The 14,675-nt window shown below is 73.1% G+C and carries 13 protein-coding genes; 6 read left to right on the top strand and 7 right to left on the bottom strand.

Annotated elements, in window-relative coordinates; all coding sequences use genetic code 11:
* Positions 1-9: 9 nt before the first annotated feature.
* The 3 genes from AB0P07_RS08975 to AB0P07_RS08965 form a co-directional block, all read right to left on the bottom strand.
* Positions 10-1,347, bottom strand: a complete 1,338-nt coding sequence (locus AB0P07_RS08975) for a M20/M25/M40 family metallo-hydrolase (RefSeq protein ID WP_365547193.1) — start codon at positions 1,345-1,347, stop codon at positions 10-12.
* Positions 1,340-2,173 carry a M55 family metallopeptidase gene (locus AB0P07_RS08970; RefSeq protein WP_365547190.1) on the bottom strand — a complete coding sequence of 278 codons (834 nt, stop codon included), beginning with the start codon at positions 2,171-2,173 and terminating at the stop codon, positions 1,340-1,342. The genes AB0P07_RS08975 and AB0P07_RS08970 overlap by 8 nt, the downstream gene beginning before the upstream one ends.
* A 150-nt stretch (positions 2,174-2,323) precedes the next feature.
* Complete coding sequence (locus AB0P07_RS08965) at positions 2,324-3,049, bottom strand: class I SAM-dependent methyltransferase (RefSeq protein WP_365547187.1); 726 nt, start codon at positions 3,047-3,049, stop codon at positions 2,324-2,326.
* Positions 3,050-3,255: 206 nt separating this feature from the next.
* Between AB0P07_RS08965 and AB0P07_RS08960 the strand changes: the two genes are divergently transcribed.
* Positions 3,256-3,513 carry a hypothetical protein gene (locus AB0P07_RS08960; RefSeq protein ID WP_365547184.1) on the top strand — a complete coding sequence of 86 codons (258 nt, stop codon included), beginning with the start codon at positions 3,256-3,258 and terminating at the stop codon, positions 3,511-3,513.
* On the opposite strand, the gene AB0P07_RS08955 is transcribed toward AB0P07_RS08960, so the two are convergent.
* From AB0P07_RS08955 to AB0P07_RS08945, 3 genes are all read right to left on the bottom strand, one after another.
* Positions 3,510-6,041 carry a SpoIIE family protein phosphatase gene (locus AB0P07_RS08955; RefSeq protein ID WP_365547181.1) on the bottom strand — a complete coding sequence of 844 codons (2,532 nt, stop codon included), beginning with the start codon at positions 6,039-6,041 and terminating at the stop codon, positions 3,510-3,512. The genes AB0P07_RS08960 and AB0P07_RS08955 overlap by 4 nt on opposite strands.
* Positions 6,042-6,185: 144 nt before the next feature.
* Positions 6,186-8,660 (bottom strand): MFS transporter, encoded by a 2,475-nt coding sequence (locus AB0P07_RS08950; protein WP_365547178.1) that lies wholly within the window; start codon positions 8,658-8,660, stop codon positions 6,186-6,188.
* A gap of 150 nt (positions 8,661-8,810) precedes the next feature.
* A complete protein-coding gene (locus AB0P07_RS08945) occupies positions 8,811-9,254 on the bottom strand; it encodes an SRPBCC family protein (RefSeq protein ID WP_061441462.1) in 444 nt (147 codons plus the stop codon).
* Positions 9,255-9,414: 160 nt separating this feature from the next.
* Here AB0P07_RS08945 and AB0P07_RS08940 point away from each other — a divergent pair, with 160 nt between their 5' ends.
* The 5 genes from AB0P07_RS08940 (at position 9,415) to AB0P07_RS08920 (ending at position 13,572) form a co-directional block, all read left to right on the top strand.
* A complete protein-coding gene (locus AB0P07_RS08940) occupies positions 9,415-10,461 on the top strand; it encodes an Rv2578c family radical SAM protein (protein ID WP_365547175.1) in 1,047 nt (348 codons plus the stop codon).
* Between the two features lie 64 nt (positions 10,462-10,525).
* Positions 10,526-10,825, top strand: coding sequence for an antibiotic biosynthesis monooxygenase family protein (locus AB0P07_RS08935; RefSeq protein ID WP_365547172.1), 300 nt, complete (start codon positions 10,526-10,528; stop codon positions 10,823-10,825).
* Positions 10,826-11,013: 188 nt separating this feature from the next.
* Positions 11,014-12,594 carry an alpha/beta hydrolase gene (locus tag AB0P07_RS08930; protein ID WP_365547170.1) on the top strand — a complete coding sequence of 527 codons (1,581 nt, stop codon included), beginning with the start codon at positions 11,014-11,016 and terminating at the stop codon, positions 12,592-12,594.
* A 43-nt stretch (positions 12,595-12,637) separates the two neighbouring features.
* Positions 12,638-13,036 carry a RidA family protein gene (locus AB0P07_RS08925; RefSeq protein WP_365547167.1) on the top strand — a complete coding sequence of 133 codons (399 nt, stop codon included), beginning with the start codon at positions 12,638-12,640 and terminating at the stop codon, positions 13,034-13,036.
* Between the two features lie 32 nt (positions 13,037-13,068).
* On the top strand, positions 13,069-13,572 hold the full coding sequence (locus AB0P07_RS08920; RefSeq protein ID WP_365548110.1) for a GNAT family N-acetyltransferase: 504 nt from the start codon (positions 13,069-13,071) through the stop codon (positions 13,570-13,572).
* Between the two features lie 162 nt (positions 13,573-13,734).
* Here the strand turns inward: AB0P07_RS08920 and AB0P07_RS08915 are convergent, their stop codons facing one another.
* Positions 13,735-14,328: an adenylosuccinate lyase gene (locus tag AB0P07_RS08915; RefSeq protein WP_365547165.1), complete on the bottom strand. Its 594-nt coding sequence runs from the start codon at positions 14,326-14,328 to the stop codon at positions 13,735-13,737.
* Positions 14,329-14,675: the final 347 nt, after the last annotated feature.

Genomic DNA, 14,675 nt, shown 5'->3' with positions numbered 1-14,675 from the left:
GGGCTGTCTCTAGGCCGTGCGCAGGAAACGGTCCAGGACGCGGACTCCGAAGTGCAGCGCCTCGACGGGAACCCGTTCGTCCACGCCGTGGAAGAGGGCCTGGTAGTCGAAACCCTCGGGCAGCTTGAGCGGCGCGAAGCCGTAGCCGGTGATGCCGAGCCGCGAGAACTGCTTGGCGTCCGTTCCCCCGGACATGCAGTACGGCACGACGTGCCCCTCGGGTGCGAACTCCTGCACCGCCGCGCGCATCCGGGCGTAGGTCGGCGAGTCGACCGGTGCCTGGAGCGCCACCTCGCGGTGGGCGAACTCCCAGTCCACGTCCGGCCCGGTGAGCCGGTCCAGGGTGCCGCGGAACTCGTCCTCGCCCCCGTACAGGAACCGTCCGTCGACGTGGGCGACGGCTTCTCCCGGGATGACGTTGACCTTGTACCCGGCGTCCAGCATGGTCGGGTTGGCGCTGTTGCGGACGGTGGCCTCGACCAGCTTGGCGGCCGGGCCGAGCTTGTCCAGCAGCGCGTCGACGTCGCTCAGGTCGGTCTGGATGCCGTAGACCGCGGCGATCTCGCTCAGGGCGGCGCGCACGGTGGGGGTCAGACGCAGCGGCCACTCGTGTTCGCCGATGCGGGTGATCGCGGCGGCGAGCCGGGTGACCGCGTTCTCCCGGTTCACCTTCGAACCGTGACCGGCGCGTCCGCGGGCGGTGAGTCTGAGCCAGCCCGTGCCGCGCTCACCGGCGGCGATGGGGTAGAACTGCCGTCCGGCCCCGTCGTGGAAGGTGAACGCCCCGGACTCGCTCACGCCTTCGGTGCAGCCCTCGAACAGCGCGGCGTGGCGGTCGGCGAGGAAGCCGGAGCCGTCCTCGGCGCTGGCCTCCTCGTCCGCGGTGAACGCGATCACCACGTCCCGCCGGGGCCGCACTCCCTGCCGTGCCCAGTCGCGGACGACCGCGAGGATCATCGCGTCCATGTTCTTCATGTCGACCGCGCCGCGCCCCCACACCACGCCGTCGCGGATCTCCCCGGAGAAGGGGGGCACGCTCCAGTCGGCGGCCTCGGCCGGCACCACGTCCAGATGACCGTGGACCAGCAGCGCGTCGGCCGACGGGTCGGTGCCCTCGATACGGGCCACGACGTTGGTGCGGCCCTCGGTCCGCTCCAGGAGCGTGGGCTCGATCCCGGCCTCGGCGAGCCGCGCGGCGGCGTACTCGGCGGCCGGCCGCTCCCGGCAGTCGCCGCCGCCCCGGTTGGTGGTGTCGATGCGGATCAGTTCGGAGGTGAACCGGACCACCTCGTCCAGCGCCTGCCCGCCCGCTTCCGCGGCCGTGTCAGGGCCCGTGTGCTCAGCCATACTGCTCCTCCACCGCCGCCGAGACGATCGTGGTGACCGCCTTGAACGTCCGGATCGCCTCGAACATCGTGTCGTGGGTGTACGCCACCTTGCGCTCCCCGACCTGCGCCACCCCGGGCACGACGGTCGCGGCCGCCGCGAGGTGCTCGGCGTCGAACTCCAGGGCGAGGGTGAACGGCCCGCCGGTCACCGGATCGTGGCGCACCGCGAGCGTCGCCGCGTCCTTGGCCGCGGCCCGGATGTCGGCGGCGGTCCTGGCCGGCGTGCGGCAGACGGCCGCGTACCGCGACACGTGGTCCTTGACCGCGACCTTCCGCGCCTGCGGCGCGTACCCGAGCGCGTCCTCGCAGGCCACGTCGTCCCCGGTGACCAGCACCACCGGCACGCCGTACTCGGCGACCACGTGTGCGTTGAGCAGACCCTCGCTGGCGCGTATGTCGTTCAGCCAGACGCCGGTGAGCTGGTTGGCGAGGTAGGTGTGCGCGAGGACGCCCTCCATGCCGGCGCCCGCGTGGTACCCGACGAACGCGATGCCGTCCACGTCCCCGTGCTGGACGCCCTCCACCATGGACAGCGCCTTGTGCCGTCCGGTGAGCATCTCCGTGCGCTCGTCGAGCCGCTCCAGGAGCAGGTTGCGCATGGACCAGTGCGCCTCGTTGACCAGCACCTCGTCGGCGCCGCCGTCGAAGAAGCCCAGCACGGCCGCGTTCACGTCCGAGGTGAACATCGACCGGCACCGCTCCCACTGCGGCGTGCCCGGCAGCACGTCGGCCGGCCAGGTGACACCGGTGGCGCCTTCCATGTCGGCACTGATGAGGATCTTCATGGCTCGAAACCGTACGCGCTGCCCGGCCGCCTCGGCCAGGGCTGTGGACAACCACCGGTGGTCTAGACCGCCAAACTGACCTCGTACGGCCTACGAGCAGCACTTTCTCCGGAATCGGATCGGTCTTACAAACGCGAGGAACAACGCATCTCACGCAGGCCGGCCCGCCACCACCCACGTCGACGGCAGCTCGATGCGGGTGCCGTCCGGCGTGTACTCCGTCGTGAGCAAAGGGAGTTCGCCGCTCGCCAGGACGGTGAGGCCGGCCGCGCGGAGGTACTCGGGCACCGCCTCGTCGGGGACGGCGCCGGGGGTCAGCCCGTGGCGGAGGACGGGGGCGAGTTTGGCGGGCGGCCCGGCGGGGCCCCGGGCCAGGCCCATCAGGACGGTCTTGGCCGCCTGGGAGGGCTCCACCAGGAAGGCACGGCCGCGGTCGCCCAGGAGCGCGGCGAGGGCGTCGGCCAGGGGCTGACGGTCGTCGGCCTCGCACTGGTGCAGGACGCCGCGGACGTAGACGTTGGCGTCGCCCAGCTCCGCGTGCAGGGTCTCCGCCTCCACCTTGTCGGCGGCGTCCAGCCGCCGGTACGCGGCCGAGCCGGCCGGGTCCGCGCGGCGGGCGTGTTCGAGGGCCGCCTCGGAGAGGTCGGCGCCGACGACGTGCGGGAAGCGCTCGGCGAGGTAGCGGGTCTGGGTGCCGTTGCCGCAGCCCAGGTCGATCAGGGGCAGGCCCGCGTCGGTCAGGTGCGGCTCGAAGTGGGCCAGGTGGCGACCGGCGGTCAGGGCCGGTTCCGCGTCCCAGAACACCGCCCCGCGGTCCTCGGAGGCCTCGCTCCAGAAGCCCTCCCAGGCGTCCCGGTACCGACGCGTCACGCTCATGCCCGCTCCCCAGGTGCGACGACGTACAAGCCCGTCGACGACGGGTCCGTACGGTGTACCGCGCCCGGCGCACGGCCACAAGCGCCCGGCGCGTTCCTTCACCGGTCGTTCGCGCCGGGCGGATTCGGACCGCGGACGGGTCGGGTAGATTGCGGCGGTCGGCCGGGGACGGGGCGACAGGGGCGGCCGGGGGAACGGGGGAACGCGTGAGTGTCGGACGATACCGGGACATCGAGGTCGCGGACATGCCACCGGTGCTCGCAGGCGTCCTCGGGGTGCTCCTCCTGGGCCTGTTCTGCGGCCTCATCTGGTACCTGACCAGGCTCGACCACACGAAGCTCAGGGACCCCCGCGCGCGGGCCCGGGCCGAGCGGGGCAGGAAGAGCCGCCGTCGGCAACAGGAGCTGCGTGCCCGGCGCGAGTCCCTGCAACGCAGGGCGGCGCGGCGCCGCGACGACGCCTAGGACGTCGGCGCGGGGGCCTGACGGGGCCGACGGTGGCGGGCGGGCAGGGTCAGTTCGAACCACACGGTCTTGCCCGCGTTGGTGCGACTGGCGCCCCACTCGCGGGCCAGGGTGCTGACCACGCGCAGGCCGCGCCCGGTCTCGTCCTCGGGCCCCGCGCTCTTCAGGGCCGGCAGGTCGTGGTCGTCGTCGTCCACCTCGCACAGCAGCGTGTCGGCGCGCACCAGGCGCAGTTCGACGGGGCGGGCGTGCGCGTGGCGGACGGCGTTGGTGACGAGTTCGCTGACCATCAGCTCCGCCGGGGCGGCCAGGCCGGGCAGCCCCCAGTCGTGGAGCTGCTCGCAGACCGCCGCGCGGGCCCGGCCCACCTCGGCCGGGTCGCGGGCCAGGCGCCACTCGGCGACGGAGTCGGGTTCGATGCCGGTCAGCCTGGCCATCAGCAGTGCGACGTCGTCCTTGCGGCCGCCGCGGATGCCCAGGGCGCGGATGATGGTGTCGCAGGCGTCGTCCATGGACGCGGCCGGGTGCGCGGCGGACTCGCAGAGGGTGGCGAGGCCGACGCCGATGTCCTCGCCGCGCACCTCCACCAGGCCGTCGGTGCACATCACCAGCCGGTCGCCGGGCCCCACCGGCACGCGCACCGACTCGAAGGGCACCCCGCCGACGCCGATCGGCGCCCCCGTCGGCAGGTCGATCAGCTCGCTGGCGCCGTCCTCGGCGCGGACCAGGACGGGCGGGATGTGGCCGGCGTTGGCGAGGTGCAGTTCACCGGCGATGGGGTCGTACACGGCGTACAGGCAGGTCGCGAGGTGGGTGTCGCCGAGCCGCTGGGCGAGGTCGTCGAGGTGGCGCAGGAGCTGGGCGGGCGGCAGGTCGAGGCCGGCCATGGTCTGCACGGCGGTGCGCAGTTGCCCCATCATGGCGGCCGAGCCCAGGCCGTGCCCCATGACGTCGCCGACGACGAGGGCGGTGCGGGCGCCGGGCAGCTTGACCGAGTCGAACCAGTCGCCGCCGACCCGGCCGAGCAGCGTGCCCGGCAGATAGCGGGTGGCGATGTCGCAGCCGGCCATGCGCGCGGGGATGTGCGGCAGCATGCTGTCCTGGAGCGTCTCGGCGACGTTCTCCTGGTGGGTGTACATGCGCGCGTTGTCGAGGACCAGGCCCGCGCGGGCGGCGAGTTCGGCGCCGGTGACGCGGTCCATGTCGTTGAAGACGGGGCGCTCCGGGTGCCGGAGCAGGATCATGAAGCCGAGCACGACCCGGCGTGCCTTCAGGGGCACCAGCAGCATCGAGCGGCCCGTGATGAGCGGCCGGATGTCGCGCTTCTCGAACTGGGAGGCGATGGCGTGGCCCATCTCCTCGGTGATGCGGGGCACCAGGACCGGCTCTCCGCTGGTCATGCACTGGAAGAAGGGGGTGTGCGCCGGGAAGGGCATCGCCTCGCCGACGGGGACGACGTCGTCCCAGCGGCCGGGTTCGTCGGTGTGCTCCAGGGCGACCCGGTGCCACATCGTCGTCGTGTCGGGCACGCCGTCGGGGAAGCCCTCGCCGGCGACGACCTGTTCGCGCAGATAGGTGCCGGCGACGTCGGTGAAGCGGGGGACGACCGCCCGGCTGACCTCGACGATGGTCCGCGAGAGGTCCAGCGAGGTGCCGATCGCGCCGCTGACCTCGTTGAGGAACTCCAGGCGTTCGCGGACCGCCGCGTACTCCAGGTCCTCGGCCTCGTCCCGCAGTTCCTCGGGCACCGGTTCGCCCGCCGCCAGTGCTCGCGCGGCCCGCTCGCGGCGCGCCCGGCGCTCGGCACGCCGGGGCACACCCCAGTCGGGGGTGACGGGCACCCGGTCGCTCTGGCTGAACTCGAGAACGGGGTAGCCCAGTTCGAGCACCTGCGCGACGATGCGGGCGCTTTCGCCGACGCTCATGCTGGGCAGGATCTCGGGGAGGCGGCGGGCGAGTTCTTCGGCGCCGGGGAAGTCGGTGTGCAGGGCGAATCCGGGCGCGATCCGCTCGACCACGGTCGCCTCCGCACTGTCGTCGGCGCCCCCGCCGCCGTAGTCCCGGCGCAGCCCGTCCGCGTCGGCGGCCAGCACGAGCAGCCGCTCCGGACCGGGGCCCACCAGGGGGTATGCCCACCAGAGCACGTCGAGGCGGGCATCGGCAGGCACGGTCAGCCGGGCGCGGCCGGCCGCCGGGTAGGACAGCCGCCCGTCGAGGGAGGACTCCAGGCCGGGTCCGAGACCGTCGTGCTCCGGATGAGGGCCGTGGGCCGGGTCGCCGTCCCCGGTTCCGCTGACGTCCCCGAGGACGCCCGAGACGGGCAGCAGGTCGGGGGCGGGACGGCCGATCGCCTCTTCCTTGGGCAGGCCGAACAGCCGTCGTGCGCCTCGGCTCCAGTGGGAGACCAGCCCCTCGCGGTCCACCACGACGACGGCCAGGGGGACACGGCCCGTCACGGGATCGGCCGGCACGGTGCCGGGTCCGGCCGGGCGGCCGGGAGGTGCGTCCCGCTCGGTGCCATGGTCCATGGCGTCAGGCCCTCTCTGCCCACGGCTCCTCAAGATCTGTGTCGCCGTCACCACCGTACGGTGGCGGCCGGTGACCATGTGCGGCAACGGGGGAATTGGTGGCGCGCGAACACACCGGCGCGCCCGGGCGCCGGTGTGCCGGTCTCAGTCCTCGTGTCCGAGCTGCAGGTCACGCTCGGTGCGGCCACCGCCGGCCACCTGGAGCACGGTCGCGACGGGCGGGTATCCGGCGGCGATGACGGTGTACTCGCCGGACGACAGGTCGACGAACCGGAACGTGCCGTCGGGTCCGGTGGTCAGGGTGTCCACCACGTTGCCCGCCGCGTCGAGCAGCGTCACACGCGCGTCCTCCACGGCCCGTCCACCACTGGCCCGCACGGTGCCGCGCAGCACGGCCCCGCCGGCCAGTTCGACGTCCTGGCGGGTCTCCCGGGCGGCCTGGACGCTGACCGGCAGGGCGGCCGGGCGGAAGGCGGGGGCGCTGGCGGCGAGGGTGTACTCGCCCGCCACCAGCTCGGTGATGACGTAGCCGCCCTCGCGGCCGCTGCGGGTGGTGGCGACGACCTCGCCGTGCACGTTGGTGAGGGTGACGGCCGCGTCGCGCACGGGGCTGCCGTCGGCGGTCACGACGCTGCCGGCCAGGCGTCCGGCGCCGCCGAGGACCACGTCCAGTTCCACCGGGCGTTCGCCGACCGTCACGGAGACCGCCTGGGGCTGGTGGCCGCCGGCCGCGGCGATCAGGACGTACGCGCCGGACCCGGGCGTGGCCAGCGCGTACCGTCCGTCGTCGCCGCTGGCGCCCCGGCCGATCTGCTGCCCGCCGACGTCGATGAGGGTGAGCGCCGCGCGGGGCACGACGGTGCCGTCGGGGTGCTGCACCGTGCCGCAGACGGGGATGCCGCCGGCGTAGGGCGACCGGGCCGGCGGCACCTGGGCGGCGGGCTGTTCCCGCGGTGCGTGCTGTGCGTACTGCGGCTGCTGCGCGGTCTCCGGCTCGGTGACGGGGGCGTTGTGGGACACCAGAGGTTTCTCCTTGAGGAAGAGGGCGATGAGGAGCCCGAGGACGAGCACCGGCACCAGGTAGAGGAAGATCCGCGGCATGGCTTCGGCGTACGCACCGATGTAGGCGTCGCGCAGCGCCGGCGGCAGGGAGTGGACGAGCTGGGGGGTGATGGCCTCGGCGTCGGGCAGCCCGGCCCCCGCGTCGGCGGGGACCCGGTCGGCCAGGGCGTCGGTGAGCCGGCCGGCGAAGAGCGTGCCGAAGACGGCCGCGCCGACACTGCCGCCGATCTGCCGGAAGTAGTTGTTGGCGCTGGTGGCGGTGCCCAGGTCGGTGGGGCGCACGGAGTTCTGCACGGCGAGGACGAGGACGGGCATCACCATGCCGATGCCGGCGCCGAGGACGGCCATCCAGATGCTGTAGTGCAGCCGGGGCGTGTCGGTGTCGAGGCGGGAGAGCAGCCACATGCCGACGACGGACAGCGCACTGCCGAGGATCGGGTGGATCCGGTAGTGACCGGTACGGCTGATGAGCTGTCCGGAGATGATCGAGGCGCCGACGACGCCGCCCATCATCGGCAGCATCAGCAGACCGGACTCGGTGGCGCTGGCGCCGTCCACCATCTGCAGGAAGGTCGGCAGGTAGCTCGCGGCTCCGAACAGGGCGACGCCGACGACGAGGCCGACCAGGGCGGTGACGTTGAAGACCGAGTCCCGGAACAGGCGCAGCGGGATCAGCGGTTCGGGTGCGAAACGCTCGGCGACCAGGAAGAGCAGGGTGGACCCGACCGCTCCGGCGGCGAGACCGAGGATCGTCCTCGACCCCCACGCGTACTCGGTGCCGCCCCAGCTGGTGAGCAGCACCAGGCAGGTGGAGGCGGCGGCGAGCATCAGGGTGCCGAGGATGTCGAGGCGGGGCTTGACCCGCGGCCTGGGCAGCTTGAGGACGACGGCGACGACGGCCATGGTGACCAGGCCGAAGGGCACGTTGATGTAGAAGCACCAGCGCCAGGAGAGGTGGTCGGTGAAGTAGCCGCCGAGCAACGGACCCGCGACGGAGGCGAGTCCGAAGGCGGCGCCGATCAGGCCCATGAAGCGGCCGCGCTCGCGGGGCGGCACGATGTCCGCGATGATCGCCTGCACGCCGATCATCAGGCCGCCGGCGCCGACGCCCTGCACCGCGCGGAAGGCGATCAGCTGGTCCATGCTCTGTGCGCGTCCGGCGAGCGCGGAGCCGACGACGAAGACCAGGATGGCGAACTGGAAGACGCCCTTGCGCCCGAGGAGGTCGCCGAGCTTGCCGTAGATCGGCAGCCCGATGGTCGAGGTGAGCAGGTACGCGGTGATCGCCCAGGACATCCGGTCCAGGCCGTGCAGCTCGCCGACGATCTTCGGCAGGGCCGTGGCGACGATCATCTGCTCGAGGGCGGCGAGCAGCAGGGCCAGCATCAGCCCGACGAAGACCAGCCGCACCCGGCGCGGACTCAGCCCGGCGTCCGGCTCCCGGTCCTCCCGCTCCGGCTCCCGCCCCGTTCCGGCGGCGGGGGGCCCGGGTGGCGCCGGGGCCGCGACGACTGGTCCGTCCTCCACCGGATCCTGCACCAGAGTGATCCCGCCCACGTACCGCTCCCCTCGTCACACCTGCTCACATTTGCCGCCTGGGGCGACAACTGCGAACAAGTGCGACGAGTTACGGACGTGCGGCGGGTTCGCGCGGAGATCACTCGAACCGGTGAGGCACCCAACAGGCGCCCGCCGCCTGCCCTTTGGCTACTTCTCGACCTCGGCGGCGAGCTTGGCGAGCATGGCGTCGTAGATCCGGCCGAGGCCCTTGGGTGCGAACGTCTTCTCGAAGAAGCCGCCGACGCCGCCGGCGCCCTGCCAGGTGGTGACCACGACGACCCGTGACCTGCCCTCGCCCGCCGGGGTGACCCGCCAGGTGGTGACCATGGAGGAGTTGCGGTCCTTCTCGACCAGCTCGCCGTCGGTGGGCTCGGTGACCTCCAGCAGGCAGTCACGGATGCGCTTGCTGGTGGCCTGCAGCTTCCAGTGCACGAGGGTGCCCTCGCCGTCGCCGCCCTCGCGGACCTCGTACTCGCTGAAGTGCTCGGGGAGCAGCTTCTCGCGGGTGCCGCTGTAGTCGGCGAGGGTGTCGAACACCGTCTCCGCGTCCGCTGCGACGATCCGCTCCGTCGTCGCCTCGACCTGCGCCATCGGGTTCCTCCAGGGCCTGGTTCTCGGGTTCGGGGCAAGCCAACCACCCCGCCGCGCGGCCACCAAATCGGGGGGCGTGAAGCGGCCCCGCGCGACTCACCCGCACGATCAAGGGAACAAGTGTTCTATTGTGTCGCCCAGTGCTACCGAGGAGGCCGAAATGCGCTGGGAGAACCTCACGGACTCCGACCACGCCCGGGCCGCGGACACCGCGCTCTTCGGCGCGGACGCCGTCGTCACCCGCACGTTCGACACGCCCGAGTTCGCAGGCGTCACCTTCCACGAGGTACGCGCCCGCTCGATCCTCAACCGGGTGCCGGGGGCCTCGCGCATGCCGTTCGAGTGGACCGTGAACCCCTACCGGGGTTGCACGCACGCGTGCGTCTACTGTTTCGCGCGCAAGACGCACAGCTACCTGGACCTCGACACGGGGCTCGGCTTCGATTCCCAGATCGTCGTCAAGGTGAACGCACCCGAGCTGCTGCGCCGCCAGCTGGCCTCGCGGCGCTGGCAGGGCGAGCACGTCGCGATGGGCACCAACGTCGACTGCTACCAGCGCGCGGAGGGCCGCTACCGGCTGATGCCGGGCATCGTCGAGGCCCTCACCGACCGGGCGAACCCCTTCTCGATCCTGACCAAGGGCACGCTGATCCTGCGCGACCTGGACCTGCTGACCCGGGCGGCCCGGGTCACGGACGTGGGCATCTCGGTCTCGGTCGGCTTCACCGACGCGGAGCTGTGGCGCACCGTGGAGCCGGGCACCCCCGCTCCGGAGCGCCGGCTGGAGGTCGTCCGGGCCCTCGGCGAGCGCGGCATCGGCTGCGGGGTGCTGATGGCGCCGGTCATCCCCTTCCTCGGCGACGAGCCGGCCCAGCTGAGGGCGACCGTACGCGCCATCGCCGCCGCGGGCGCCACCTCGGTGACGCCCCTGGTGCTGCATCTGCGCCCGGGCGCCCGGGAGTGGTTCATGGCCTGGCTCGGCCGGCACCACCCGCACCTGGTCCGCCGCTACGAGCGGCTTTACGCGGACGGCGCCTACGCCCCGAAGTGGTACCAGCGCCGGATCACCCGCCAGGTGCACGATCTGGCCCGCGAGTACGGCATCGGCCCCACGCGCGCGGGAATGCCGAGCCGGATCGCCGAGCCGGAGCATGCCCGCCCCGCCGAGGCCACGCCCACCGAGCCGGTGCAGCTCTCGCTCATCTGACAGCCTTCTGGTACGCGCTCCGGTCGAAGAAGTCGGCCCCCGCCCAGGGTGAAAGGAATCCTCCATGACCTACGGCTGCATCGCTTCGATGAAGACCCGGCCCGGCTTCCGCGGCGAGGTGGTCTCCCTTCTCCTGAGCGCCGCCGACGGCCTGCGGGACGCCGGATGCGAGCTCTATCTCGTGGGCCTGTCCGACGAGGACGAGACGACCGTCTGGGTGACCGAGGTGTGGCGGACCCGGGCACATCACGACGCCTCGCTGGAACTGCCCGAGGCGAAGGACGCGATCGGCCGGGCCGTGCCGATGCTGACGGGAGAGTTCACCAAGCGGGAGATGTCGGTCGCGGGCGGGCTCGGGCTCTGACGGCACCGTGAGCCCACCCGGAGCGGCCGAGTAAGAGCATTGGAGGGCATCTTCCGACCCAATCGGGTCAAGTATGGACAGGTCTCGTTCTTCCGAAGGCGCTCCCCGGGACGATCCGGCGAGGACCGCGACCCGCGCGGACCGCAGCCCTCCCGTTCCGGGAGTTCTGGGAGTCCTGGGAGAACGCCATGAGACAACGCGCAGCCGTGCTGTGCGGCGCCGCCGTGATCGCCGCCGGGACCGTCACGGCCGTCCCCGCCGGGGCGAGCGCCCCGCGACCCGCGCAAGCCGCGCCCGCCGCGGGACCGCACTGGAAGAAGTGCGCCACGGAGGACTACCCCACGCTCCAGTGCGCGTCCCTGAAGGTGCCGCTCGACCACGCGCGTCCGAGCGGGAGGCAGATCACGCTGGCGTTGTCCCGCGTCCCGCACACCGCCGAGACGTACCAGGGACCCCTGCTGGTGAACCCCGGCGGCCCCGGCGGCAGCGGGCTGACGCTCGCCGGGTTCGTGGCCTCCTCGCTGCCCGCGAAGGTGGCCGCCCAGTACGACGTCATCGGCTTCGACCCGCGCGGGGTGGGCAGGAGCAGCCCGGCGCTGGACTGCCGGCCGGGGCACTTCGACCCGGTGCGCCCCGACTCGCTGCCGGACACGCCGGACGTCGAGCAGGCCAACCTCACGCGCGCGAAGTCCTTCGCCGACGCCTGCGGCGGCAAGTACGCGGACGTGCTGCCCCACATCGACACGGTCAGCGCCGCGCGGGACCTGGACGCGATCCGCGCGGCGCTCGGCTCCGAGCAGCTCAACTACTTCGGCTACTCGTACGGCACCTACCTCGGCGCCGTCTACGCCAAGCTCTACCCGGGCCGGGTACGGAGGCTGGTCCTGGACTCGGTCGTCGGTCCGGACGACGTCTGGTACGACGCCAACCTCAACCAGGACCTCGCCTTCAACGACCGCCACCGGGCGTTCCTGGCCTGGATCGCCGAGCACGACGCGGCGTACGGGCTGGGCACCGACCCCGAGCGGGTCGAGACCGCATGGTACGCCATGCGGGCGGCGCTGGCGAAGAAGCCGGCGGGCGGGAAGGTCGGCGCCTCCGAACTGGAGGACACCTACATGCCCGGCGGGTACTACAACGGCTACTGGCCCTACCTGGCCGAGGCGTTCGCCGCGTACGTCAACGACGAGGACACCGGCCCGCTGGTCGAGGTGTACGACAACTTCGGCGCCCTGGACGCCTCCGGGGACAACGGGTACAGCGTCTACACCGCCGTCGAGTGCCGCGACGCGAGCTGGCCGCGCGACTGGGACGAGTGGCGCGACGACAGCTGGGGCCTGTACGAGAAGGCGCCCTTCATGGTGTGGAACAACGCCTGGTACAACGCACCGTGCGCCTTCTGGCCCACGGAGTCCCGGGAGCCGGTGGACGTGGCCAACGACGAACTGCCCCCGGTACTGCTGTTCCAGGCGACGGGCGACGCGGCCACGCCGTACGAGGGCGGCGTCACCGCGCACCGTCTGCTGCGCGGCTCCGGCCTCGTCGTCGAGGAGGGCGGCGGGAACCACGGCATCACGCTGAGCGGGAACGACTGCCTGGACGAGCACCTGGCCGCCTACCTGACCGACGGCACCGTGCCGCGCGGCGACGGCGGCGTGGCGGACGCGGTGTGTCCGGCGCTGCCGGAGCCGAAGCCGCTGGAGTCCAAGGCGGCTTCGACGTCCTCGCGCGGTTCGACCCTGCACGGGCTGCTCGGCTTCCGCGGCTGACCCCCTGGGCAGCGTTGTCAGTGCCGTGGTCCACGATGGGCGTATGAGCGAACTGACGAGGATCCCCGCCCCGGAGGGTGTCGCGCCCGCCGCGCAGTACACCCATGTCGTCCTCGGCACCGGGCGGTTCGTGGCCGTCTCGGGGCAGCTCGCCCTGGACGAGGACGGCCAGGTGGTCGGCGAGGGCGACCCCGCGGCCCAGGCCCGCCAGGTGTTCGAGAACCTGCGCCGGTGCCTGGCCTCGGCCGGAGCGACCTTCGACGACGTCGTGAAGCTGACCTTCTTCGTCACGGACATGGCGCACATGGCGGCGATCCGGACGGCCCGCGCCGAGCACATACCGGACGACCGGCTGCCGGCCGCCTCGGCGGTGCAGGTGGGCGCGCTGGTGCGGCCGGAGTTTTTCATGGAGATCGAGGCGTTCGCGGTCGTGGCGCCGTGAGTCCGCGGCCGGTGCCGGTGCGGGTGCGGGAGATGGCCCTCGCGGACTGCGACCACGTGTCCCGGATTCGCGTCCGGGGTTGGCGGACCGCCTACCGGGGGCTGGTGCCGCAGCCGTACCTCGACGCGATGGACCCGGCCGCCGACGCCGAGCGGCGCCGGGCCATGTTCACCGGCGCCTCGGGGGACGTGGTGAACCTGGTCGCCGAGGACGACGCCGGCGAGGTCGTCGGCTGGGCCTGCACCGGCCGCTACCGGGACGGCGAGGCACGCACCGCGGACGCCGAGTTGTACGCGCTCTACGTCGACGCGGGACGGTTCGGCACGGGCATCGGGCAGGCCCTGATCCGGGAGGCGGTACGCCGGTGCGAGGCCGCCGGGCACGCGCGCATGCTCCTGTGGGTGCTCGAGGGCAACGCCCGCGCCAGGCGCTTCTACGAGCGGGCGGGATTCCGCCCCGACGGCGCCGAGGAGCCCTTCGTGGTGGAGGGGGTCGCGGTGCCGGAGGTGCGGTACGCGCGGCCGTTGAGCAGCTGACGGCACGTCACCGCCCCGACCGCGCCCGCGACCGGCCACGCCACGCACCCCAACCCCGCGCACGCCCCGCCGACGCCTCGCCCGCGGCCGGCCGGGCTCCGGGCGACCTCCGCGCCGTTCGGCCGTTCCGTACCGCTGTCCGCCCGCACCGGCCGGACGCGTTCACCGCCTGCCCGGGATGCGCGCCAGTGCCCGTACCGCTGCCTCGGCCAGTGCCGGGTGGGCGAGCGCGTCGTTCAGGACGGGGGCCGCACGGTCGTCGCCGAGGGTGCCGAGGCCGTCGACGCAGGCCAGCGCGACGCGCCGGTACGGGTCGTGCGGGCGCAGCCTCCGGCGCAACGTGGTGATCAGCGCGGGCACCGCCTCGGGGGCGCGCAGTTCCACCAGCAGCCGTACCGGGTGCAGGGCATAGGCGACCCGGAGTTCGTTGGTGGCGAGCGCGGCGGCCGCGCGGGCGGTGCGCGGGTCGCCGAGGCGGGCGAGGGCGTGGGCGGCCGAGGCGCAGCGCGGCGGGTCGCGGTGGTTCAGCAGCAGCACGAGTGATTCGAAGGCCCGCCGGTCCCCCGCGACGCCCAGCCGGAAGGCGGCCAGTTCCCGGGCCCACAGCGGGTGTCCCGGCTCGGTGAGCACCGCGGCCAGCTCGTCGTGGTCCCCGGTCGCCACCAGACGGTCGTACTCCGCCGTGGCGCCCGGAGCGCCGGATGCCGCCGACTCGGCCCGTAAGCGCTCCGTGAGCACACGCAACTCTTCGTCCATGACACCGAGGTTAGGCGCGTCACCCGATTCGTGGGACGTACATCACGAACACCGAGGGCTGGCGCGCTCGTTACCCGCGGGTTAACCTCAGACGAGCGGGTCATCCACCCGCAGCAACTCCTCACGGTGGTCTGGTGACGCAACCACCGGGAGAGCAGTCGGTCCGGTACCTCGGGTACCGCATCAGGACTCGGCCTCGGGACAGGGCCGGTCACAGGCCGCCGGGCGGGCGTGTGCGCGCCCTCCGCGACGGCACCGGGCGTGTGCGCCGTTCGAGCCCGGCAACACCCGCACCCCTTTCCTTCCTTTCCCACGCACCGGGTGCGCCGCGACGGCGCACCCGGGCG

Origin of the sequence: Streptomyces sp. NPDC085944 (genome assembly GCF_040686295.1) — a bacterium.
In the GTDB taxonomy this organism is placed as follows: Bacteria; Actinomycetota; Actinomycetes; order Streptomycetales; family Streptomycetaceae; genus Streptomyces; species Streptomyces salinarius.
Note: the sequence above shows the minus strand (reverse complement) of the source record. Positions and strands in the feature narration are given on the sequence as shown.